The 21,832-nt window shown below is 41.6% G+C and carries 20 protein-coding genes; 7 read left to right on the top strand and 13 right to left on the bottom strand.

The features are described from left to right. Positions 1 to 8 precede the first annotated feature (8 nt). Both PR709_RS12030 and PR709_RS12025 read right to left on the bottom strand, forming a co-directional pair. Positions 9 to 1,091 (bottom strand): lytic murein transglycosylase, encoded by a 1,083-nt coding sequence (locus PR709_RS12030; protein WP_004919522.1) that lies wholly within the window; start codon positions 1,089 to 1,091, stop codon positions 9 to 11. Positions 1,092 to 1,134: 43 nt separating this feature from the next. Then, a complete protein-coding gene (locus PR709_RS12025) occupies positions 1,135 to 1,407 on the bottom strand; it encodes a YcgL domain-containing protein (protein WP_004919520.1) in 273 nt (90 codons plus the stop codon). 129 nt (positions 1,408 to 1,536) lie between these two features. Between PR709_RS12025 and minC the strand changes: the two genes are divergently transcribed. The 3 genes from minC to minE are packed head-to-tail and all read left to right on the top strand — an operon-like array spanning position 1,537 to position 3,377. Then, positions 1,537 to 2,256, top strand: coding sequence for a septum site-determining protein MinC (gene minC, locus PR709_RS12020; protein WP_004919519.1), 720 nt, complete (start codon positions 1,537 to 1,539; stop codon positions 2,254 to 2,256). A 23-nt stretch (positions 2,257 to 2,279) separates the two neighbouring features. Continuing rightward, the gene (minD, locus tag PR709_RS12015; protein ID WP_004919516.1) at positions 2,280 to 3,095 is read left to right on the top strand and encodes a septum site-determining protein MinD; all 816 of its coding nucleotides are present in this window, start codon (positions 2,280 to 2,282) and stop codon (positions 3,093 to 3,095) included. Between the two features lie 3 nt (positions 3,096 to 3,098). Continuing rightward, positions 3,099 to 3,377, top strand: coding sequence for a cell division topological specificity factor MinE (gene minE, locus PR709_RS12010; protein ID WP_004919515.1), 279 nt, complete (start codon positions 3,099 to 3,101; stop codon positions 3,375 to 3,377). Between the two features lie 325 nt (positions 3,378 to 3,702). Here minE and rnd read toward each other — a convergent pair whose 3' ends face one another. From rnd to PR709_RS11985, 5 genes are all read right to left on the bottom strand, one after another. After that, positions 3,703 to 4,827, bottom strand: a complete 1,125-nt coding sequence (gene rnd / locus PR709_RS12005; RefSeq protein WP_004919510.1) for a ribonuclease D — start codon at positions 4,825 to 4,827, stop codon at positions 3,703 to 3,705. A gap of 86 nt (positions 4,828 to 4,913) precedes the next feature. Beyond that, entirely contained in the window at positions 4,914 to 6,602 is a 1,689-nt protein-coding gene (gene fadD / locus PR709_RS12000) for a long-chain-fatty-acid--CoA ligase FadD (protein WP_004919508.1), read from the bottom strand. A gap of 327 nt (positions 6,603 to 6,929) precedes the next feature. After that, a complete protein-coding gene (locus tag PR709_RS11995) occupies positions 6,930 to 7,538 on the bottom strand; it encodes a Slp family lipoprotein (protein ID WP_102780636.1) in 609 nt (202 codons plus the stop codon). 286 nt (positions 7,539 to 7,824) lie between these two features. After that, entirely contained in the window at positions 7,825 to 8,523 is a 699-nt protein-coding gene (gene tsaB / locus PR709_RS11990; RefSeq protein WP_272526360.1) for a tRNA (adenosine(37)-N6)-threonylcarbamoyltransferase complex dimerization subunit type 1 TsaB, read from the bottom strand. A 122-nt stretch (positions 8,524 to 8,645) separates the two neighbouring features. Then, positions 8,646 to 10,571 (bottom strand): ATP-dependent DNA helicase, encoded by a 1,926-nt coding sequence (locus PR709_RS11985; protein ID WP_036940136.1) that lies wholly within the window; start codon positions 10,569 to 10,571, stop codon positions 8,646 to 8,648. A 162-nt stretch (positions 10,572 to 10,733) separates the two neighbouring features. Here PR709_RS11985 and PR709_RS11980 point away from each other — a divergent pair, with 162 nt between their 5' ends. Further along, entirely contained in the window at positions 10,734 to 11,081 is a 348-nt protein-coding gene (locus PR709_RS11980) for a RidA family protein (RefSeq protein ID WP_014658300.1), read from the top strand. A gap of 65 nt (positions 11,082 to 11,146) precedes the next feature. Here PR709_RS11980 and mdtI read toward each other — a convergent pair whose 3' ends face one another. Then, the gene (mdtI, locus tag PR709_RS11975) at positions 11,147 to 11,479 is read right to left on the bottom strand and encodes a multidrug/spermidine efflux SMR transporter subunit MdtI (protein ID WP_004919498.1); all 333 of its coding nucleotides are present in this window, start codon (positions 11,477 to 11,479) and stop codon (positions 11,147 to 11,149) included. Between the two features lie 2 nt (positions 11,480 to 11,481). Then, positions 11,482 to 11,910 (bottom strand): multidrug/spermidine efflux SMR transporter subunit MdtJ, encoded by a 429-nt coding sequence (mdtJ, locus tag PR709_RS11970; protein WP_004919496.1) that lies wholly within the window; start codon positions 11,908 to 11,910, stop codon positions 11,482 to 11,484. Between the two features lie 633 nt (positions 11,911 to 12,543). On the opposite strand from mdtJ, the gene pdxK reads away from it, so the two are divergent. After that, positions 12,544 to 13,392 carry a pyridoxine/pyridoxal/pyridoxamine kinase gene (pdxK, locus tag PR709_RS11965; protein WP_004919494.1) on the top strand — a complete coding sequence of 283 codons (849 nt, stop codon included), beginning with the start codon at positions 12,544 to 12,546 and terminating at the stop codon, positions 13,390 to 13,392. 79 nt (positions 13,393 to 13,471) lie between these two features. On the opposite strand, the gene zwf is transcribed toward pdxK, so the two are convergent. After that, positions 13,472 to 14,947, bottom strand: a complete 1,476-nt coding sequence (zwf, locus tag PR709_RS11960; RefSeq protein WP_004919491.1) for a glucose-6-phosphate dehydrogenase — start codon at positions 14,945 to 14,947, stop codon at positions 13,472 to 13,474. A 407-nt stretch (positions 14,948 to 15,354) separates the two neighbouring features. Here zwf and PR709_RS11955 point away from each other — a divergent pair, with 407 nt between their 5' ends. Both PR709_RS11955 and pyk read left to right on the top strand, forming a co-directional pair. Beyond that, positions 15,355 to 16,200 (top strand): MurR/RpiR family transcriptional regulator, encoded by an 846-nt coding sequence (locus PR709_RS11955; protein ID WP_004919490.1) that lies wholly within the window; start codon positions 15,355 to 15,357, stop codon positions 16,198 to 16,200. A gap of 263 nt (positions 16,201 to 16,463) precedes the next feature. Then, entirely contained in the window at positions 16,464 to 17,906 is a 1,443-nt protein-coding gene (pyk, locus tag PR709_RS11950) for a pyruvate kinase (protein WP_004919488.1), read from the top strand. Positions 17,907 to 17,972: 66 nt separating this feature from the next. On the opposite strand, the gene PR709_RS11945 is transcribed toward pyk, so the two are convergent. From PR709_RS11945 to PR709_RS11935, 3 genes are all read right to left on the bottom strand, one after another. After that, positions 17,973 to 18,203 (bottom strand): DUF7832 domain-containing protein, encoded by a 231-nt coding sequence (locus PR709_RS11945; protein ID WP_004919485.1) that lies wholly within the window; start codon positions 18,201 to 18,203, stop codon positions 17,973 to 17,975. A 98-nt stretch (positions 18,204 to 18,301) separates the two neighbouring features. Next, the gene (locus PR709_RS11940) at positions 18,302 to 19,321 is read right to left on the bottom strand and encodes a fimbrial protein (protein ID WP_014658298.1); all 1,020 of its coding nucleotides are present in this window, start codon (positions 19,319 to 19,321) and stop codon (positions 18,302 to 18,304) included. A gap of 8 nt (positions 19,322 to 19,329) precedes the next feature. Then, entirely contained in the window at positions 19,330 to 21,825 is a 2,496-nt protein-coding gene (locus tag PR709_RS11935; protein WP_004919481.1) for a fimbria/pilus outer membrane usher protein, read from the bottom strand. Positions 21,826 to 21,832 lie beyond the last annotated feature (7 nt).

Here is a 21,832-nt window from a genome sequence, read left to right as displayed (position 1 = left end):
TATTATCGTTATTGTATTTTTTGAGCAACGCCATCAGCCATGAGGCAAACGCTCAAAGCAAAGTAATATGAACGATTCCAATGCATGATCGTGCGGAAGTTTTCAGTTACTAAGTATGCACGCCCTAACGGATCATCAGGGATAACAACCCACGTTTTTAAATTGGGTGATAACTGCGCAGATGCAGGGAGTTTAACGCCAAGTTGCTCCCACTGTGCAACCGTTTTGCCCTGCTCTGCTTTCACGCCTTCAAGTTGCTTATCAAAGTCGGTAGGTAGGCTCACTTGATAGCCCCAAGGTAGTGCAGACTGCCAGCCTTCCGTAGACAGGTAATTGGCAATTGAGGCAAACACATCCGCCTTATTGTTCCAAATATCCATTTTGCCATCGCCATCACCATCCGCCGCATAAGATAAATAAGACGTCGGCATAAATTGGCTTTGGCCCATGGCGCCTGCCCAAGAGCCTTTTAACTGCTGCTCTTCCGGTATATAGCCTTTATCCATAATTTCCAGTGCAGCCAGCAACTGTTTACTGAATAATGCTTCACGGCGGCCTTCAAATGAAAGCGTAGCTAATGCTGAGATAACATCTTCTTTACCTTGGGAGCGACCAAAGCCACTTTCTAGCCCCCACAACGCAACAATATATTGGGGCGGTACGCCATAACGATGGCTAATCGCATTTAAGAGTGACTCATTTTCCCAATATTTTTCCGCGCCTGCATTAATGCGTGATGCAGGTAGCACATTCTTGAGATAACTTTCTAAAGTCACCGTTGCTCTTTTTTCCGGTTGCCCTTTATCGGCCTTAACAACGCGTTCAATAAAATGAATATGGGCGAAACCACGTTCAATAGTGGCAGGTTGAATACCTTGAGCTAATGCATGCTCTTTTAACAACTCCACATAAGCAGGGAATTGCGATGGTTCACGCTCTTCGAGTGGAAAAGCTTTATTTAGCGCGATCACCTCTTTTGCAATCATGGCATCTTGCTCAGCCTGTGGTGTAACCAAAATAGGTTGTTTTGCTGAGCAGCTAGCTAAAAATAGGCCGCTAATTAAAGTAAATAATAACGTTGGTTTTATCACATCACCTCCCCAAGTAAATTAACATCTAAGTATTATCCTAATTTTATTCGCTGTAAGACTCTCGATATTCAGCGAGTAGGTTTTCAACTGGAGGTGGAAATTGCAGATAATACCCAACTTCAATTAAATCAGCTTTGACTTTCTCAATGTCTGCATTTGCCAGCTTGTCGCGGTTTGCAAGGGAAAGGGTCATCGCAAATTGAGGAGTACCAAATTGTTTCATGAGTTCTTCAGGTACACGAGAAAAATCATCCTTCTTCTCAATATAAAGATATGTTTGTTCACGGTTAGGACTACGATATATTGCACAAATCATTATATTTAACTCTTTTTCTTAGTTCATTGGCTTGCTTGAAGAATGTAGTAACTATAACATGCTATTGTTTTACAGAATATCGTCACCCGAAGTTTGTTTCGGATATTTTAATTTGCTGAGCCCGGATAGATGTCACAGTCGCCAATAGAACTCAAAGGCAGTAGTTTTACTCTTTCTGTTCTTCACTTACACAGTGAAGAACCCAAACTCATCAAAAAAGCGCTACAAGATAAGGTTAGTCAAGCTCCTGACTTCCTTAAAAATGCGCCAGTGGTTATCAACATTGCTGATTTAACCACAAATGCTGATTTATACAGTATTCACAAAGCAATTATATCGGTTGGCTTAAGGGTTGTCGGAATAAGCGGATGTACCGATCCTTTGCTACGTAAGAAAGTCAATGATGCAGGCTTACCGGTTCTCAATGAGGGGAAAAGCCAAAAAGCCGTTGATACTCAACCTAAGGCTGTTCATACACCGGTTGAGGTAGCCACTCCCGCCGAACCTGAGTTTAATTACCGGAAAACACGAATTATTAATGCCCCTGTTCGTTCAGGCCAACGAATTTATGCACCAAATAGTGATCTCATCGTAACAAGTAATGTGAGTGCAGGTGCAGAATTGTTGGCAGATGGTAATATTCATATATATGGCATAATGAGAGGCCGAGCACTTGCAGGTGCTTCTGGCGATACGGAAAGCCAAATTTTTTGTGTCCACTTGCAAGCAGAGTTAGTGTCTATTGCAGGTGAATATTGGCTGAGTGATCAGATCCCGTCTGAATTTCTCGGCAAAGCAGCGAAACTTTGTCTCGTTGACAACAGATTAAATATTGAAAACTTAATTTAGACCTTATTTACAAGGAATTATTCATGGCACGCATAATTGTTGTTACATCAGGTAAAGGTGGCGTCGGTAAAACCACTTCAAGCGCGGCCATAGCTACAGGCCTAGCTCAAAGAGGGAAAAAAACGGTTGTGATCGATTTTGATATCGGTCTACGTAACCTCGACCTGATCATGGGATGTGAACGCCGAGTAGTGTATGACTTCGTTAACGTCATTCAAGGTGATGCCACATTAAATCAGGCACTGATTAAAGATAAACGCACCGAGAATCTTTATATTCTGCCAGCATCACAAACTCGTGACAAAGACGCACTGACACGTGAAGGCGTTGAAAAAATACTCGACGAATTAAGTAATGACTTGTCTTTTGATTTTATCGTATGTGACTCCCCAGCCGGTATTGAAAGTGGTGCATTAATGGCACTTTACTTTGCAGATGAAGCGATCATCACCACGAACCCTGAGGTTTCTTCTGTTCGTGACTCTGACCGCATCTTGGGTATTCTCGCCTCTAAATCACGCCGCGCCGAAAAAGGGCTCGATCCTATCAAAGAGCACTTGTTATTAACCCGCTATAACCCGGGTCGTGTGACGCGTGGTGATATGTTAAGCATGGAAGATGTGCTGGAAATACTTTGTATTCCATTAATTGGTGTGATCCCTGAAGACCAATCTGTTCTACGTTCATCAAACCAAGGTGAACCGGTCATCTTAGACGCAGAATCTGATGCAGGTCAGGCATACAGTGACTGTGTTGACCGTATTTTAGGTGAAGAGCGCCCTATCCGATTCATTGAAGAAGAGAAAAAAGGTTTCTTGAAACGCCTATTTGGGGGGTAAATAATGGCTTTATTGGATTTCTTTCTGTCGAGAAAAAAGTCGACAGCAAATATCGCAAAAGAGCGATTGCAAATCATCGTTGCAGAACGTCGCCGCGGTGATAGTGAACCTCCTTATCTTGCTGATATGAAAAGAGATATTTTGCAGGTTATTTGTAAATACGTGCAAGTTGACCCTGAGATGCTTTCTGTACAATTCGAACAAAAAGGTGATGATATCTCAGTACTTGAACTCAACGTTACGTTACCGGAAGGTGATGAAATCAAGGCTCCTGAAAAATAATCATAGCAAATAGCCGTTGTTTTTAAGTTGTAAATAGCGGCTTGCTTTTTTATTTGTTCAACCAATTGAATTTAAATAATCATCAATGGAATGAATATTTGTTCTATGTGGTTTGGGTGTCTATTGCCAAAAGAAATACAAAATCCCCCAACTCTCCGATACGCCTCTGCCGATAGTTAACTTTCTGTCGAAACCGTAGCAGTGCAGTAAATAAATCGATTGATTAATGAGTGGGTGAGCTATTCAACGCTTAAGTGCCGTCACTATTCACTAGGCAAAAGGTTAACATTTCACTCCTAGCAAACCTAGGAGTGAAAATAGGCCATTAACGCGCTTGTTGAAGGAGCTTTGTAATTGGCTCAGCAAGCATTCTTCCTCGCCAACCATCAAGTAATTCAGGCTGATTAGGGATAGATTTGATCCCCCAATGTACCGAGAGCAACTGGTTTATTTGTCGCCTTGAAGCAAGCAATTCCGCATTGAATTTCTCATGCTCTGCAATTTCTTTAACAACACTCTTTATCTCTTTAAATAACGTTTTATATTGAGGTTGCTCATTCAAATTCGCCACTGTGGGGGGATATTCACTCTCATCCATTTGTTTGGCTTTTTCAACAATACTGAGTAACCGCCTTCCATGACAGCGGATCTCTTGCCCCGTCAGCCCTAATGCGTCTAATTCACCTAATGAACCGGGTAAATAACGCGCCACTTTCCAAAGATGCTCCTCTTTAACCACAAAGTTAATCGCCATATCACGCGCTTTTGCTTGATTTAGCCGCCATTCCGCCAGCATTTGCAAGCAAGCCAATTGCTCATTCTTTAACTGACAAACATTGGTGATATTACGGTAAGCTAATGCAGGATCAGTCACATTTTGTCTGCGTTCAACCGTTCTTTGGCACTCTTCTAGCGCAGCAGAAAGGTAGCCTGACTCTTCCACTTTCTGCATCAGGATCTTGGCTAACGGCAGCAAATAAAGTACGTCTGCCGTCGCATATTGGCACTGTTTTTCACTTAAGGGGCGCGCTAGCCAGTCGGTTCGAGATTCACTCTTATCAAGCTCTATGCCTAAGTATTCAGAAACTAAAGAAGCGAAACCACAGGAGATTGGATAACCCAAAAAGGCTGCAATAACCTGTGTGTCGACCATCGGTTCAGGCACACACTCAAAATCATGCAAAAACACTTCAAGATCTTCACTACCGGCATGTAAAAACTTAGTGAGGCTCTTATTTGTCAGTAAGGCTTTAAACGGTGAAAAGTCGCTAATAGATAACGGGTCAATCAGTGAAACTTGTTTTCCATCATAAAGCTGTAGCAAACCTAATTGTGGATAGTAAGTTCGAGTACGGACAAATTCGGTATCCAATGCCAACCAATCGGCTTCACTCGCCTGCTGGCATACCTGTGCAAGTTCGCTATCAGTTGTAACTAAACGATAATTCAAAACAAATTTCTCTTTTTATATTCTCATCACAGTAACGCCGGTAAAAACCGGCGTTACTCATAGGGGTGCAAACCGATATGACAACGTTACGCTGTTGATTTATCTTTTTGCTGTTTCTCTTCATCACGTAGTTCCCTACGCAATATTTTACCAACGTTCGATTTTGGTAGCTCGGTTCGGAACTCAAATAACTTAGGTACTTTATAGGCGGTTAATGAGCGGCGACAAAATGTTTTCAGATCATCTGACGTTAGATTAGGATTACTACTAACAACAAAGACTTTAACTGCCTCCCCTGTACTCGTACTCGGCACACCAATCGCGGCACACTCTACGACATCAGGATGAGATGAAATCACATCTTCCACTTCGTTTGGATAGACATTGAAGCCCGAAACGATGATCATGTCTTTTTTACGATCGACAATGCGGATATAACCTTCACTGTCTATTTCAGCAATATCCCCCGTCGCTAACCAGCCATCATGTAAAATTTCCGCGGTTGAATCAGGGCGGTTCCAATACCCTTTCATCACCTGTGGACCTTTCACCCACATTTCCCCTGGTTCCCCAAGTGCAACCTCATTTCCATCATCATCAACCAGCTTGATTTCTGTTGATGGAACCGGTAACCCGATACTACCACTATAAGCCGTCAGATTATACGGGTTTCCAGTGACAAGTGGCGAACATTCCGTCAATCCATACCCTTCTAATAAATGCTTCCCAGTCAGTTTTTGCCATTTTTCAGCAACCACTTTTTGAACAGGCATCCCGCCACCAACCGTCAACCTGAGTTTGGAGAAATCCAGTTGTTGGAACTCTGCGTTATGTAGCCATGCATTGAATAAGGTATTAACACCCGTAATCGAGGTGATCGGATAACGCGCTAACTCTTTAACGGTACCTGCCACATCACGAGGGTTAGTAATCAATAAGTTCACCCCCCCGACATTAATAAACAGGAAGCAATTTACCATAAGAGCAAAGACGTGATAGAGCGGTAGTGCCGTAACAACAAATTCTGAACCTATTTTTAATACCGGACCATAAGCCGCTCGAGCTTGCTCGATATTCGCTAACATATTACGGTGCGTTAGCATTGCCCCTTTCGCTACCCCTGTCGTCCCTCCGGTATACTGAAGGAACGCAAGGTCATCGCCATTGATCTTTGGCTTGATATATTGCATACGATAACCGTAATGCATCGCACGTCGGAAAGAGATAGCATCTGGTAAATGGTATTTAGGCACCAACCGTTTAACATACTTGACGACAAAATCCACTAATGTCGCTTTCGGACGAGAGAGTTGATCCCCCATCCGAGTTAAAATAACGTGCTTAACCTTGGTATTAAACACCACTTTTTCAAGGGTATGAGCAAAGTTAGACACAATGACAATGGCCGTTGCACCACTATCATTTAACTGGTGCTCTAGCTCCCTTGGGGTATAAAGTGGGTTAACATTGACGACAACCATCCCCGCGCGCAAAACGCCAAATAGAGCTATCGGGTATTGCAGCAAGTTAGGCATCATCAACGCGACGCGGTCGCCTTTTTTTAACCCTAACCCATTTTGTAGGTAAGCGGCAAAAGCACGACTTCTCTCTTCTAACTTGCGATAAGTCATCACCGCACCCATGTTGATGAATGCAGGTTGGTCAGCATATTGCGAAACCGAATTTTCAAGTAACTCTGCTAAAGAAGCAAAGCGATCAGGATCGATCTCTTCCGGCACATCGCTTGGGTAATTTTTCAGCCAGATTTTTTCCAAAGTATGACTCCTGAATTTTAGTATAGTAATATAACTCAAACACTCTTTTAACAAATTATTAACTCAGCGTACCAGTTTGAAAAATACCCTGTGCTAAGGTTGAGAGGTCTATCACTAAATAAATTTCATTCCTTCGAAACAAAAATAGGCGGACTATTCCGCCTATTTCGTTTTAGTATGTTATTCCAGAACGATATCTGGTGTAGATATCATAATAATACACTTTTTTGAATCATTTTTGAAAAAATTAACATATTTCCCACGTATAAACCTAATAAATAAACTGACTAAGCTCATTGCCGAATAAATAGCCTTTCACTTCTCATTTTATTCGGTTAAATAGGTTTGTACTGGAGCAACGCCCCCCGGATAGCCATAACCATAGCCATATCCGTAACCCCAAGGATGGTTATAGTAATAAGGGTTTCCGTAATACCCATAACCCCATGGGCCTGCTGGCGGCAAAATTACACTTTGCGCTAAATTCCAACGTTGGTAACCCGTTACGTCTAGCGTGACATACTTATAGGGGATATCACCAATTTTACCAGGCTGCTCTCCGGTAATTTTACCCACCACTGTGATGTAACGACCATTATAGTCAGCAGGATCAAGGAACCCATTAACAAAGGCATAAATACGACCAGTTGATGCCGTATTTAATTCTGGTGCTGCATCATATTTATTCAGTGGGATCACGGCAATTTCTAATCGCGTTTTATTAGGCTGATTAAAAACAGAGATTACTTTCCCACCAAAACGCCCTTCCTGCCCAATATACATTTCAGGCGCATTTTGTACTGACGATAAGTTAACCGCTGGATTAGGTGACGAGCCTTGAATTGAGGCTGGGATCGACACACACCCCGTTAACGTTAATATGCCGACAAATAAAACCGCTTTAAATGTCGAACGGCTGTTAATTTTTATACCCATATACCACCTCCATTTAGCTTTAATTATAAATTCAGACGGCAAGGATTAACATTAATATCAACTAACATAACACGATATGTTCAATACTTTGAGAGATAAATACACGAATAATTCAATTATAGACTGATAAAATAAGGCTTGATGAGTCTCGATGCTAATTTCAATCATCGAATTAAAAAAAACATCCATTTAAGACAGTAAATATTGGTAGGAAAAAAGCGTAAAACAGAACTTGGCTATGCCTAACTTAACAATAAAATAAGCATAGCCAATCTAAAAAATATACCTATTCACGACCCGGCAGTTTTTTCCACGTCACTTCGTTACGTAAATATGTTGGTTCAACGTTTTCGACGGCTTGTACCTGACCCGAACGCCATAAACGTTCAGCAATCGGTAACATATCTTGTGCCGCTGGCAATGTGATCCCACTTTCAATCAACGAAAGCGCACTGTCTTTTAATTGCGGATAAGCTTGCCAACCTGTTCCTGCTAGGCTCCATTGCCCTGCCAACTGAGCGATTGAATCTCTAAATAGCTCCGGCGCCATAACAGCTTCGGTATCCTCACCGAGCCATATACCCTCTGCCGTACGCTGATATTGAGCGCAATATACCTCTGTCATGCGCGCATCAATCGCCGTCAAAATCTGCTCATGTCCTTGCGTTCGATATGCCCCTTCTGCCAGTGTCATCAATGATGAAACACCGATCATCGGTAAATTGGCGCCGAGTGCTAACCCTTGGGCGATACCGACCCCGATGCGAACGCCCGTAAAACTCCCCGGTCCACGACCAAACGCTAACGCATCCAATTGGTTTAAAGTGACCCCCGCTTGGGATAATACCTCGTCCACCATTGGCAACACTTTTTGTGTATGCTCTCGAGGCGAAACGGCAAAACGCGAAATAATTTCTCCATCGCATAACAATGCGACTGAACATGCTTCTGTTGCTGTATCAACAGCAAGAATACGGCTCGACATGCCACAACTCCGGCAAATGATTAGATTTGATGCCACTGTACCTGTACAGTGACCTGAAAATGACGTTTATAGTAGCATAAACTCAAAATGAAATAGCAGAAAAAACCGCTTATGACCTTGGTTTAATTGCTATTATTATGTTCTATTCGTTTTTTCTCAAGAAACTCAATTGCTTTAGATAAACTGCGAGTTCTTGGTGACGGCGGTAAACTATTCAAAAAAACCTTACCATATGGACGTGTTACTAAACGGTTATCGCAAATCACAATAACGCCGTAATCACTGGTATCACGGATCAAACGCCCAACACCTTGCTTTAAGGTGATCACCGCATCAGGAATTTGAACATCCGCAAATGGGTCACCGCCTCTTAATTGGCAATCCTCAATACGCGCCCGTAATAATGGGTCATCAGGGGCTGTAAACGGTAATTTGTCGATAATCACACATGTCAGTTCATCCCCTCTGACATCTACCCCTTCCCAAAAGCTACTCGTTGCAACAAGCACTGCATTTCCCGCCGCAATAAATTGAGCAAGTAACTTATTTTTACTGCTTTCGCCTTGCATAAGCACAGGTAACACGAGTGTTGTTCTCAGCTCTTCGGCTAATTCACGCATCATCATATGTGATGTACACAAGAAAAAGCAGCGCCCTTGGTTTTTTATAATCAGTGGTCGCAACATATTCGCAAGTTTTTGTGCCACCCCTTTTTGGTTTGTTTCCGGTAAAAAACGTGGCACACAGAGTAAAGTTTGGCTTTGATAATCAAAAGGGCTCGCCAATAGCAAGGTTTTCGCTGACGTTAAACCCAATCTATCGGTAAAGTAATTGAGTTGTTCATTAACGGATAACGTTGCCGATGTGAATACCCAACTTGCTGGCGTACTGGAGATCATTTCACTGAATTTTTCCGCAACCGTCAGTGGTGTTATCGCTAATAAAAAATGCCGGCCATAGCTTTCAAACCAATAGCTATAACCTGGAATTGTGACATCTTTTAGCCGATTCAAACGATTACGGTAGAGAGTCACCCGTTCAAAAACGGAATCTAATGTTTGCGAACGCCCTAATGATGTCTTGATCACTTCATAACATAACTCGAGAGAATCATCGAGTAATGTCAACGCGCGCTGCACCACAGGGCTTTTCAATAGATCACGCAAATTACCACGAAAGCTGCTCTCACCTAAATTTAAGCGAAAATCCAATGTGCTTTGGGTTAGCCTATCTGCACTTTTTTGTAGCTGAACCAGATCTTTTAGCTCTGTGCGATAGGCCATAACCATATCACGTGCGAGATCAAGAAGCTGGCGGCTACTGAGTTGTTGACCGAAATATTGGCTAGCAATATCGGGGATTTGATGCGCTTCATCAAAAATCATCACATCAGCTTGTGGCATTAACTCCCCAAACCCCGTATCTTTAACAACACGATCAGCCATAAAGAGATGATGGTTAACAACGATAATGTCAGCATCTAATGCTTTGCGGCGCGCTTTTAATACAAAGCATTCTTGATAACGAGGGCAATCACTGCCGAGACAGTTGTCATTAGTGCTGGTGACTAATGGCCAAACGGCATGATCTTCCGCGATATCGTGACAAGTGCTGATATCCCCAGACTCCGATTCAATGGACCAGTTGCGTAAGCGGACAACGGCAGACAATATTTCTGGCTCAAGGCTACCCCCGCCTAATGACTGCTGATCTAAACGCTCTAAGCAAAGATAATTTGAGCGGCCTTTTAATAACGCTGTCCGCCCATTAAATTTCATCGCGTCTATAATCGTGGGTAAGTCACGGTGATAAAGCTGATCTTGTAACGCTTTCGATCCAGTCGAAACAATCACTTTTTTACCCGAACGTAAGGCGGGCACCAAATAAGCGTATGTTTTGCCTGTTCCTGTTCCCGCTTCAGCCACTAGCACATGCTGTTTTTCAATTGCCTCCGTGACAGCATGTGACATTTTGACTTGGGCTGCTCGTGGTTGAAAACCTGGGATTGTTCTCGCCAAAAAGCCATTAGAAGAAAAATCGTCGTGCACCGCAAACCTATTTATTGTTCTCTTTGAAGGCGTCTACTTTATCATGTCTTGATGTTGCCTGCTGAGCTAAATCATCCAATCGTCATAGAAAGGATTTTTCATCAATAAAGCAAGCTGTTATCCTTAAAAAGACTCACTAATGAAATGAACTAAGGAATAATGATGACGATTGAAAGAATTGACCCTGACAAACGTTGGTCTGAAGCGGTTATTCACAACAATGTTGTCTACTACACCAGTGTACCGGATAACTTAGATGCTGATATTATTGCTCAAACAGCGAATACCCTTTCAGCGATTGATATTCTTTTACAACGCGTGGGTTCTGACAAAAGTAAAATCCTTGATGCAACGATTTTCCTTGCTGACAAAGCCGATTTTGCGGGAATGAATCAAGCATGGGATGCTTGGGTTGTTGAAGGCAGCGCACCGGTTCGTTGTACTGTACAAGCGGCGCTGATGAAACCGGAATATAAAGTCGAAATCAAAATTGTTGCCGCTATTGAATAACGACACCTAGCAAACGATTTATCATAAAAAAATAGAGCGCCAATCATCAATTGGCGCTCTATTTTTTAAGACATTTTAATAAGCACCATCCCCAACAATAACAGGACGATACCTCCCCAACCTTTATAATTTAGCCGCTGATTGAAAAGGATCCACCCCGCGGCTACCGTCGCAATAATACCAAAAGCGCCCCACAACGCATAAGCAATCGACAATTCGATACCTTTGACTGCTTGAGCCAACGAGCTAAATGCGCCTAATACTGCCACTAAAGATAAAATGCCTAACCAGTAACGTTTAAAGCCGTTCGACATTTTTAAGAGGATGTTTGCAAGAATTTCCAGTACCACAGCAAGAACTAAAAATGCGCCGTGCCACCATTCAAATTGGACGTCCATAATCAGGCCTCCGTTTTAGCACGTTCTTGTGCCAAACCACCTGATTTAACCGCAGAGACCGCACGCCCCGCCGCTTCTTTCACTTTTTGAGCAGACTGAGTGACGGTCGATTTTTTAGTACCTGATTTAATTAACCCAATTCCTGCGATTAACAATACTAAGCCACCAATTTTCATAGGGGAAAGCGACTCGCCAAACCACAACACACTAAACGTCGTGATAAATAGAATACCGATCCCTTCCCATAAGGCGTATGCAACCCCAAGGGCAACTTTTTTCACAGCAACAGCCAGCAAAATGTAAGAAGATGCAATCATGACATACATTACTGCCATCCCAGTAAAATCACCACTCACGCTGGCGTGTTTCATCGATAATGTACCGATCACTTCGGTAATGATAGCTAATGCTAAAAATATCCAATATATCATTATATAATCTCTCTATGGATAATCGCACGACTGCTTATTATTCATACAGAAATAGCAAACTTTTCGGCTAAGAAAAATTTTGTGCAATTATAAAAAACAAATAAATATCAAAGTGATGCTGATTTTATTCAGCAAAATGAATAATAGAGAGAGACGCTATAATGCACCGCACCAGTGGTGTTCACTGGAAAGGATCGCTGAAAGGAAAAGCCGATGGGTAGTTCTTCTTTGGGACTTACTGATTTTAATGCTATTCACGCTAAGCATGATATCTCATTCATTTCATCGGATGGACATCCATCCAAGTTACTCCGAACCCTCATATAATTGTTGATTACAGGTTATTTTTATCATGCCAAAAATATTAAGTCAATGAATATAAAAAGCTTTTTTAAATGAATATTTATTGCATAATTATGCAGGAAATAATCAACTAACCTTGACCTATTCTCAAGTTAAACGAATAATCAACCACAAACTTCTCACTAGATAACCATACTTTTTATTGAAAAAAATAAATTTTTCATTGTTTTCTTTTATTACGTAGTCCTATCCATTGTTTATGATTGACTTCAACGGCAAACAGGCATCTTATATTAGCTAACTGCTTAATTTTGGCCGAAAGAGAGATAAATGGACACCTTTAACCTCACCTCTAACAGTTTTCAAAACGATGCAAATGCCACGCCGCTGCCTTATGATGTCATCTCCATCCAGTCGCAAGTTATTTACGGCAGTGTCGGTAACAGTATTGCGGTTCCGGCACTGATGAAGCAAGGGCTAAGGGTCGCTGCTGTACCGACAGTGATTTTAAGCAATACCCCCCATTATGTGACATGTCACGGCGGCGAATTACCGGGTGAATGGTTTCGAGGCTATCTGTCTGGATTAGTTGAGCGCGATTGCCTTGGCAGTGTACGTGCGATCCTAACGGGATATTTAGGCTCTAGAGATAAAGCCCATGATCTTGCACAATGGTTATCAAGTGTACGTCAGTCATACCCTTCTATACCTGTCATTGTCGATCCTGTTATGGGGGATGAAGATAGCGGTTTTTATATTCCCCCAGAAATTGCCGATGTGTATCGCGATGAAGTATTGCCGCTTGCAACGGGTATCATCCCCAATAAATTTGAACTCGCGACACTAAGTGGTCAACAGATAAAGACCCTTGATGATGCAACTCAAGCTGCTCGTTCATTACTAAAAGGCCATACGCAATGGGTGATCATTACCAGTGCATTCCAACCCGATGATGAAAGTATTGAGGTCGTGTGTGTCACCAAACAGGATGTCGCGGTTATTCGCCATAAACGTTACCCTGTCACGCCAAAAGGTACCGGCGATCTATTTGGTGCAGAGTTAACAGCTCAATTACTCGCGGGGCTGTCTGTTCCCGATGCGGCTAAAATGGCTTGTTTACGGATAGAGCAAGGTATTATTCATATGGCGGCGACAGGAAGAAGTGAGTTAGTGCTGTAAGATGCTCTCGCACCATGGATAAAAATAAGGCCAGCTTCCTTCTAGAGCAAGCTGGCCTACGAGATAAATCAACTATAGCTTATTCAAATTCGTTCCAAGAACGCCCATCACGAGTGATCATCGCAACCGATGCGATAGGCCCCCAAGTACCCGCTTGGTATGGTTTAGGGGCTTCATTATCCATAGCCCACGCATCCATAATGGAATCAACAAACTTCCAAGCCTCTTCAACCTCATCACGGCGTACGAACAGCGCTTGAATACCGCGCATTGCTTCAAGCAATAAGCGCTCATAAGCATCCGCAAGGTGTGTTTGATTAAAGGTTTCTGAGAAACTCAAGTCCAGCTTAGTGGTTTGCAAGCGATGTTTGTGATCAAGGCCCGGTGCCTTATTCATGATCTCAATATCAATCCCTTCATCCGGTTGCAGACGAATAGTGAGCTTGTTTTGCGGTAATTCCTGATAGCTTTCAGAGAAAATATTCAGTGCTGGCTTTTTAAAATAAACAACAACTTCAGAGCACTTAGCAGGTAAACGCTTACCTGTGCGTAAATAAAAAGGTACTCCTGCCCAGCGCCAATCATCGATGTCAACGCGTAGCGCAACAAAGGTTTCTGTCATACTTTGTTTATTAGCGCCTTCTTCTTCAAGATAACCGGGAACCTTATTACCTTGAACAAAGCCCGCAGTATACTGCCCGCGAACCGCTTTTTCTCTGACATTAGTGTGGTCAATTCGACGTAATGAACGTAACACTTTCACTTTTTCATCACGGATCCGGTCAGTGGTGAGATCAGCAGGTGGCGACATCGCGATCATGGTGAGAATTTGTAATAGGTGGTTTTGCACCATATCGCGCATTTGACCTGCCTGATCAAAATACCCCCAGCGCCCTTCTATACCCACTTCTTCTGCAACGGTGATCTGCACATGGTCAATGGTGCGATTATCCCAGTTGTTGATAAATAATGAGTTAGCAAAACGTAGAGCCAGCAGGTTAAGTACCGTTTCTTTACCGAGGTAATGGTCGATACGATAGACCTGACTTTCATCAAAATATTTCGCTACTTCATTGTTGATTTCTTGAGAAGACGCTAAATCTGTACCTAACGGTTTTTCCATCACAACACGGTTAGGCTGTTTATTTAAACCTGCATGTCCAAGTCCATGGCAAACTGCCCCAAAAGTGCTCGGCGGCATAGCAAAATAGTGGATAGCGGGATGGCAGTCTTGCTTCAACATTTGTGCCAAGCTATCGAAATTTTCGGTTTGATTAACATCCAAATTGCAGAAATCTAAACGCGCACTGAGCCTCTCCCAAAGTACTGGGTCGAGATCTTCTTTTAAAAATTCGCTGAACGCCTTTTCAACAAACTCAACATAATCGCTCTGGCTCCACTGCGCACGCCCTACACCGATGATACGGGTGTCTGGGTGAATGTAGCCTGCTTTCTCCAACTGATAAAGGGATGGAAGCAACTTACGACGAGCGAGGTCTCCTTTGGTGCCGAAAATAATCAAGTCACAGGCTTGAGCAGCATTATTTACCGCCATATTGGTTCTCCTCAATTTGCGGAATTTATTGTAATTTTGTTACAAAATTAGCCAGATGTTCCGCTAATGTACCCTTTTGAGGGTATTCAGTAAATATTGATGATACAGATCACAGTTTTTATGCTGAAAAAAGCAGCAAACCTAAACCATGTCATGTTAACTGAATGGTGACAGCATTTGTAATAAAATGACAAAACAGCTAACGAACTTACTGATATGAAAATTAGATACAGCTCATAGTTTTGTAAAAAATTACATCACAAACGCCTCTCATTCAGATAGGTTAGCCATTACCCATAGTATATTCCTTTTATATACACACTGCCTTCAAAACGATATTAATAAAATACAGCGTATCTTTATGGCAGAAAAATTTCTCCTTTTGATGAAATAGGCACTTTCGTTATATGAATATTTTAGAACAAATGAAGAACAGCCTCGATTTTTTAAGTAAATCAGAAAAGAAAGTTGCCGAAGTGATTTTAGGTATGCCACAGCGAGCTATTCATCTTAGCATTGCGAGCCTTGCTCAACTTGCTGATGTGAGTGAACCCACCGTTAACCGGTTTTGCCGTAAAATGGATACCAAAGGGTTTCCTGACTTTAAACTTCGATTGGCGCAAAACCTCGCTAACGGCACCCCTTACGTGAACCGAAATGTTGAAGAAAATGATACGGTTAACACCTATACCCATAAAATTTTCGAATCAGCAATGGCGGGTTTAGATAATGTCAAACATACTTTAGACATTGCGGCCGTTAATCGTGCGGTTGACCTTCTCACTCAAGCAAGAAAAATCAGCTTTTTTGGCTTTGGCGCATCGGCGGCTGTAGCACATGATGCGATGAATAAATTTTTCCGTTTTAATATTCCCGTCATTTATTTCGATGATATTGTCATGCAACGAATGAGTTGTATAAATAGTACTGAGGGGGATGTTATCGTTTTAATCTCGCATACAGGAAGAACGAAAGCCTTAGTTGATATGGCTCGCCTAGCCCGTGATAACGATGCCACTGTGATTGCCATCACCTCAGAAAACTCTCCATTGTCTCAAGTCGCTACCCTTTCAATTATTATTGATGTACCAGAGGATACCGACGTCTATATGCCAATGGTCTCAAGACTTGCTCAACTCACAGTGATCGATGTCCTCACAACGGGTTTTACCTTAAGAAGAGGTGAAAAATTTAGAGATAACTTGAAACGGGTCAAAGAAGCATTACGTGATTCGCGGTTTGATAGTGTGTAAACGTTAAAAAGTATTCTTTTCTTACTGTGGGCTTTAATAGTTTTACAGACCTGATAGCATAAACGAATTAGCAGTATATAATAGCTGTGCTCGTGTCAGCATGACGACTTGTCGTAAAAAGGTCTCGAAAATACGCTAAATGATTCAAGTTGTATGTCGACATAATATGATAGGGGCTTACGCCACGAGCACTACATACCGCTTGAAGTATGAAAAGATTTCACTCAATAAATCAACACCATTACAGGTCAACGGAGTAATACATGACTAGACGGCTTAGAAGAACTAAAATTGTTACTACCCTAGGTCCAGCTACCGATCGTGATAATAACCTTGAAAAGATTATTAACGCCGGCGCCAACGTTGTACGCCTAAACTTCTCTCACGGAACTCCAGAAGACCATATTCTTCGTGCTAACAAAGTGCGTGAAATCGCTGCTCGTTTAGGTCGCCATGTTGCGATCCTTGGCGATTTACAAGGCCCTAAAATACGTGTTTCTACGTTTAAAGATGGCAAAGTATTCTTAAATGTTGGTGATAAATTTATCCTTGATGCCACTCTCGGCAAAGGTGAAGGTGACCAACAAAAAGTGGGGATTGATTATAAAGGTTTACCTGCTGATGTTGTACCTGGTGACATTTTATTGCTTGATGATGGTCGTGTACAACTGAAAGTCCGTGAAGTCCAAGGCTTACAAGTTTTCACTGAAGTAACCGTTGGCGGTCAACTCTCCAATAATAAAGGCATCAACAAACTTGGTGGTGGTTTATCGGCTGAAGCACTAACCGATAAAGACAAAGAAGATATCATCACCGCCGCTAAAATCGGTGTCGATTACCTTGCCGTTTCCTTCCCTCGTTCAGGCGAAGATTTAAATTATGCGCGCCGTTTGGCTCGTGATGCAGGCTGTGAATGCCAAATCGTCGCGAAAGTAGAGCGCGCTGAAGCTGTGGCAACCGATGAAATTATGGATGAAGTTATCCTTGCATCGGATGTTGTCATGGTTGCTCGCGGTGATTTAGGCGTTGAAATCGGTGACCCAGAATTAGTTGCGGTACAAAAGAAACTGATCCGCCGTTCACGTCAGCTCAACCGAGTAGTGATCACCGCAACTCAAATGATGGAGTCAATGATCACAAATCCAATGCCGACTCGTGCTGAAGTGATGGATGTCGCTAACGCCGTTCTAGATGGTACAGACGCCGTTATGCTATCAGCAGAAACCGCTGCGGGGCAATACCCAGCTGAAACCGTTGCTGCCATGGCACAAGTCTGTTTAGGGGCTGAAAAAATGCCTGGACTGAATGTCTCCAAGCACCGCTTAGATGCCGAGTTTGATTCACCTGAAGAAGCTATCGCGATGTCAACGATGTACGCTGCTAACCACCTGAAAGGGGTCAAAGCCATTATCGCGATGACTGAATCAGGCCGTACTGCTCGTATGATGTCACGTATCAGTTCTGGCTTACCTATTTTCGCTATGTCGCGCCATGAAAAAACACTCAATCAGTCTTCACTGTACCGTGGTGTTACACCTGTTTTCTGTAGCACTCACACCGATGGTATTGCGGCTGCGAATGAAGCTATCACACGCCTACGTGATAATGGTTATTTAATGACTGGAGATCTCGTTCTCGTTACTCAAGGTGACTTGATGGGCACAATTGGTAGTACGAATACTTGCCGTATTTTGGAAGTCGAATAAATCAATATCGGTGTAAAGGGAGCATTTGCTCCCTTTTTCAATCGATATAGATAATGCTGTGTATGCTTATTTAGAGTGAGTCATTTTCCAATTATTAAATACAGCAGCAATCACCGAAGCTATTTTGTCATAGTTTTCCCAAGAATTTTCAACATGGTATACTGATGGCAATGCTTGTGCTAAAACACGATGATAGTCATCAAAATAGCTCCCATTCTCTGTTGAATAATAAAATTCAGTAAATGCCAATCCATTCGGTCCAATGCTACCAAGTTCTCCTACGTTCGTCTTTGGCATCACTAAAATAAAAATAAGCACAACATTGTAATAAATATTGTGCTCATCATAATTTATATTGAATAGTTACCGTTTAATCTGTCCGATTTTTCTGGGAATCAATGATATTGCAAATTAAACTGTAACGTTCCATTAGCTTGGCCAGCTTGTGTATCATTCGAAGTTTGAATATACGCTGCTTGTAATGGAATACTATAATTTTCCGACGATACATTTTTTTCTTCGATCGTCATCATTTGATTTATTTTAATGGGGTCATTTTTATACTTAACTTGTATACCATACCCTTTCGCAGTATTGACGTCTGTTGGATTATTTAATGCGATTGTTCCGGGTGTCATACTATTATTGACAGGTGTTCCAGTAAAGGTGATTTTTATGGGTGACACGGGGTCACAACTAAGGTTGATTTGAAAATCTTTCACGCTATTTGGGCTAACACTCCCTACCCCTGAAAAACTCGATTTATCAATCTTATTAAAAGGCACAAGAATATTTTTATTCAGCACTTCACAACCAGTCGAAATAATATTAACCGGCCCTATACTAACCTTAGGCTCCATATTACCGTAGCTATCCGATGTTTGAAATCCATTATTATAAATAATTAACATCGCCGCTCGGCTAGCAGGTAGTACTTGCGTTTTTACGTTATCTTTGAGCTTATAAAAAACAAGTTTTAAAGAAACGGTATACACACCTGAACTCTGGGTAGTGCTACAGATCATCCTATTCGCATTATTTCCATCAATGGTATTAATTCCATCAACATAAGCACTACCTGTGCAAGGTGTTGACACTGTCCCATGTAGCGCATAGCCCACACCAGAATTATTAATTTCTTTAATGTATCTGTTATTATAATATTGTTTACTGCCATACGTTTCAGGTAAATAAATTCCCACTTGAACTTCGTCTGTTATGTTACTCCAACTCCAAGCGGTATAGCTTCCTAAATCAATAGTTCCGACTTCTGATCCAATTGGTGCTGTTCTTGAAACATAAATAGGTTCATTCACTGTATGAGATAATTCATTAAATAATGCTCTAAATTCGGCTAAAGCGGATTGTGAAAATAGAAGCGTCGAAATACCCCCAATTAAAAATAATTTATTCATGTCTGCTCCTATTGGCAAATTCGCTCAATAAATTGAATTTTGTCGTTACTTAAATCAAGCTGAAGTGGCAGTTCACACTGCTGATCCGCATGACTTCCCCATTTGACAACAATACGACTCTGTTCAGGTACACCACTTAAATAGACTTCACCATCATTAGCGACAATACCTGTTGTAACCTCTTCTTTATCAACTAAAACAGACACTTGTGCTCCAAATGGAATGAGTTGATCATGGTGAGTTAATTTAAGCATGACTCTCGCACCACGTTTACCTTTAAAGTCGGCTAATACGATAGCACCACGAGTTGGTACAACTGTTGTCGTGCTTAACCCAACATCGTTATTTCCTGTTAATGTTGAAGGGTCAACGCTGATCTTATTCCTTTCATAACGTGTAGCACTCGGTACAACAGCATATCCCCAAGAGTTAGTATAAAGCGACTGCGCATTATTGACTTTCAGGTCATTAATATCATTGGCTTTGACTAAAACCGCAGAGTCATAAATCGCTCGAGCTGGGGTGATACCACCAGAGTGTAATAGTAACGCGCCAGTTGCCCCGATATTAGCGGACTGATAACGTGGGTCATAACTATAGCCCCCGTTATACTCTCCTGATGAAACAATATAATTACCACTCACCGAACCGCTATTTTCATGTCGGCTATGGTTATAGTTTTGCGTGATATCAAATTGCAAATTGTTATCTTCTAAACGTGTACCACTCACACTGACCGAACTAATCGAATCACCATTCTGGCTAGTATTGTAACGATAATTGACCCAGTTATTTTTTTGTCCAAGCGTAAATGGAACACTAAAATTGATAGATAACATTTCGTTTTTACTGTTAGTATGTTCCTGCTTAGTATAAGAGTAAGAAATACCATAGTTTATTTGTCGATAATTAGAGTTAAAGCCTACGGTTAAATTTTTATCGACGCCGCTTCTATCCCAATAATATTGTTGATAACCATTAATGGATAAATAACCAATATCTTTTAATGACTGAGAAATAGAAGCTTGGAACTGCTGTTTCTTTCTTCCGCTCTCATAAGGGTCATTATTTGATGCAGAAAAATCGTAATATTCTTTTGTCGAATAGCGATAAGATGCAAGAGAAAATGACGTACCTGTTCCTGGCATATATTTCGAATATTGCACTCGATAGGACTGACCTTGCGCATTCGTTTTATCAAGTAGTTCTGTTTTAGATTGAGTCACATCGGCTGAAATTGCCCCAATACTCCCCAAGTTGATCCCTGTCCCTGCGGTATAAGCTTGGTAGTCCTTTGATAAAATAAAACCACCATAAACCGACAAGTTATAAGGCAAACCATAAATAGCAGAGGCTTGCGCAAAATTAGGTTTCCGAAGCGCGTTATCAACATTGTATTTACCAATATCAATGCTGTATTTTAATGATCCCGCTCGCTGCATCATAGGAACGGCAGAAAAAGGTTGAATAAACGAACGGATCGTTCCATTTGCTTCTTCTATTTGTACATCCAAATCACCACTATATGACGTAGGATAAAGGTCATTTATTTCAAACTCGCCGGGTGGTACTGTCGTTTGATAAATCACGCTACCATTTTGGCGGATCGTCACAACAGCATTCGTTTGAGCAATGCCTTTAACTACCGGCGCAAACCCACGTTGACTTTGCGGTAACATACTTTCATCGGAGGCTAGCTTTACGCCTCGATAAGGGTTACTTTCCATAACACCGTTATCCGATGCTGTTTCACCAATCGTTAAGTGACTTTTTAATGGACGAATATCCCTTTCCACATAAGTTTGTAGATTATTCCAATCCGTTTTCCCTGAAGTCCGGCTATAAGTACTGTGGTTTCTCAATCGCCACACATCAAAATTAATACCGCTGCGTAAGCCAATAAATGTGTTATTGGTATTGGTATCGTCACGATCTTTATACCAATTTTGGCTGTGTCGGATATTATAATTTACGAAGGCGGCATTAATACCATCATCCCACTCTTTAGGATCAACGTAACCGCGGCTATAATTATCTAACCCTATTTGAGGGATACTGATATTAAGGCGGCCATTCCCAAAGTCATATTTATAGAACGCACCGGGTATAGTCGCGGCGATATCAGTGATTGCTTGATCATCTTTTGCATCGCTAAAAGCTTGGCTCGCGGTATTTTTAACCCCCCAGCTTAATAGCATCTTCTTTGCTATTTCAGGAACAAGCTTTTTATTTTGCTTATCAAAGATAAAGCGTAAATTTTGTTCATCAACAAATTTGTTATTAATATAAATAGCGACATGATAAGTTCCGGGTAGCTGCCCTCCCGAATATGACAGGTAATCTAAATTATTTACATCCGCAACGTGGCTTTCAATCCCTGTATTGATTGCATTAATGTCAAAAACATCATCTGCTTTAGTATTGTTAGAATATAATATAATACTGACTGCAATAAAAACTTTTGAGTGGTATAAACTTTTATTTTTAAAACATGAGGCAGACATTTTTTAT

Origin of the sequence: Providencia sp. PROV267 (genome assembly GCF_028477825.1) — a bacterium.
Lineage (GTDB): Bacteria > Pseudomonadota > Gammaproteobacteria > Enterobacterales > Enterobacteriaceae > Providencia > Providencia stuartii.
This window is presented reverse-complemented; position numbering and strand designations above follow the sequence as displayed.

Coding starts and splice junctions, on each gene's coding strand:
- PR709_RS12025 (WP_004919520.1), bottom strand. CDS start 1,407: ATGATTTGTGCAATATATCGTAGTCCTAACCGTGAACAAACATATCTT.
- minC (WP_004919519.1), top strand. CDS start 1,537: ATGTCACAGTCGCCAATAGAACTCAAAGGCAGTAGTTTTACTCTTTCT.
- minD (WP_004919516.1), top strand. CDS start 2,280: ATGGCACGCATAATTGTTGTTACATCAGGTAAAGGTGGCGTCGGTAAA.
- minE (WP_004919515.1), top strand. CDS start 3,099: ATGGCTTTATTGGATTTCTTTCTGTCGAGAAAAAAGTCGACAGCAAAT.
- PR709_RS11995 (WP_102780636.1), bottom strand. CDS start 7,538: ATGGGTATAAAAATTAACAGCCGTTCGACATTTAAAGCGGTTTTATTT.
- tsaB (WP_272526360.1), bottom strand. CDS start 8,523: ATGTCGAGCCGTATTCTTGCTGTTGATACAGCAACAGAAGCATGTTCA.
- PR709_RS11980 (WP_014658300.1), top strand. CDS start 10,734: ATGACGATTGAAAGAATTGACCCTGACAAACGTTGGTCTGAAGCGGTT.
- mdtI (WP_004919498.1), bottom strand. CDS start 11,479: ATGGACGTCCAATTTGAATGGTGGCACGGCGCATTTTTAGTTCTTGCT.
- mdtJ (WP_004919496.1), bottom strand. CDS start 11,910: ATGATATATTGGATATTTTTAGCATTAGCTATCATTACCGAAGTGATC.
- pdxK (WP_004919494.1), top strand. CDS start 12,544: ATGGACACCTTTAACCTCACCTCTAACAGTTTTCAAAACGATGCAAAT.
- zwf (WP_004919491.1), bottom strand. CDS start 14,947: ATGGCGGTAAATAATGCTGCTCAAGCCTGTGACTTGATTATTTTCGGC.
- PR709_RS11955 (WP_004919490.1), top strand. CDS start 15,355: ATGAATATTTTAGAACAAATGAAGAACAGCCTCGATTTTTTAAGTAAA.
- pyk (WP_004919488.1), top strand. CDS start 16,464: ATGACTAGACGGCTTAGAAGAACTAAAATTGTTACTACCCTAGGTCCA.
- PR709_RS11945 (WP_004919485.1), bottom strand. CDS start 18,203: ATGCCAAAGACGAACGTAGGAGAACTTGGTAGCATTGGACCGAATGGA.
- PR709_RS11940 (WP_014658298.1), bottom strand. CDS start 19,321: ATGAATAAATTATTTTTAATTGGGGGTATTTCGACGCTTCTATTTTCA.
- PR709_RS11935 (WP_004919481.1), bottom strand. CDS start 21,825: ATGTCTGCCTCATGTTTTAAAAATAAAAGTTTATACCACTCAAAAGTT.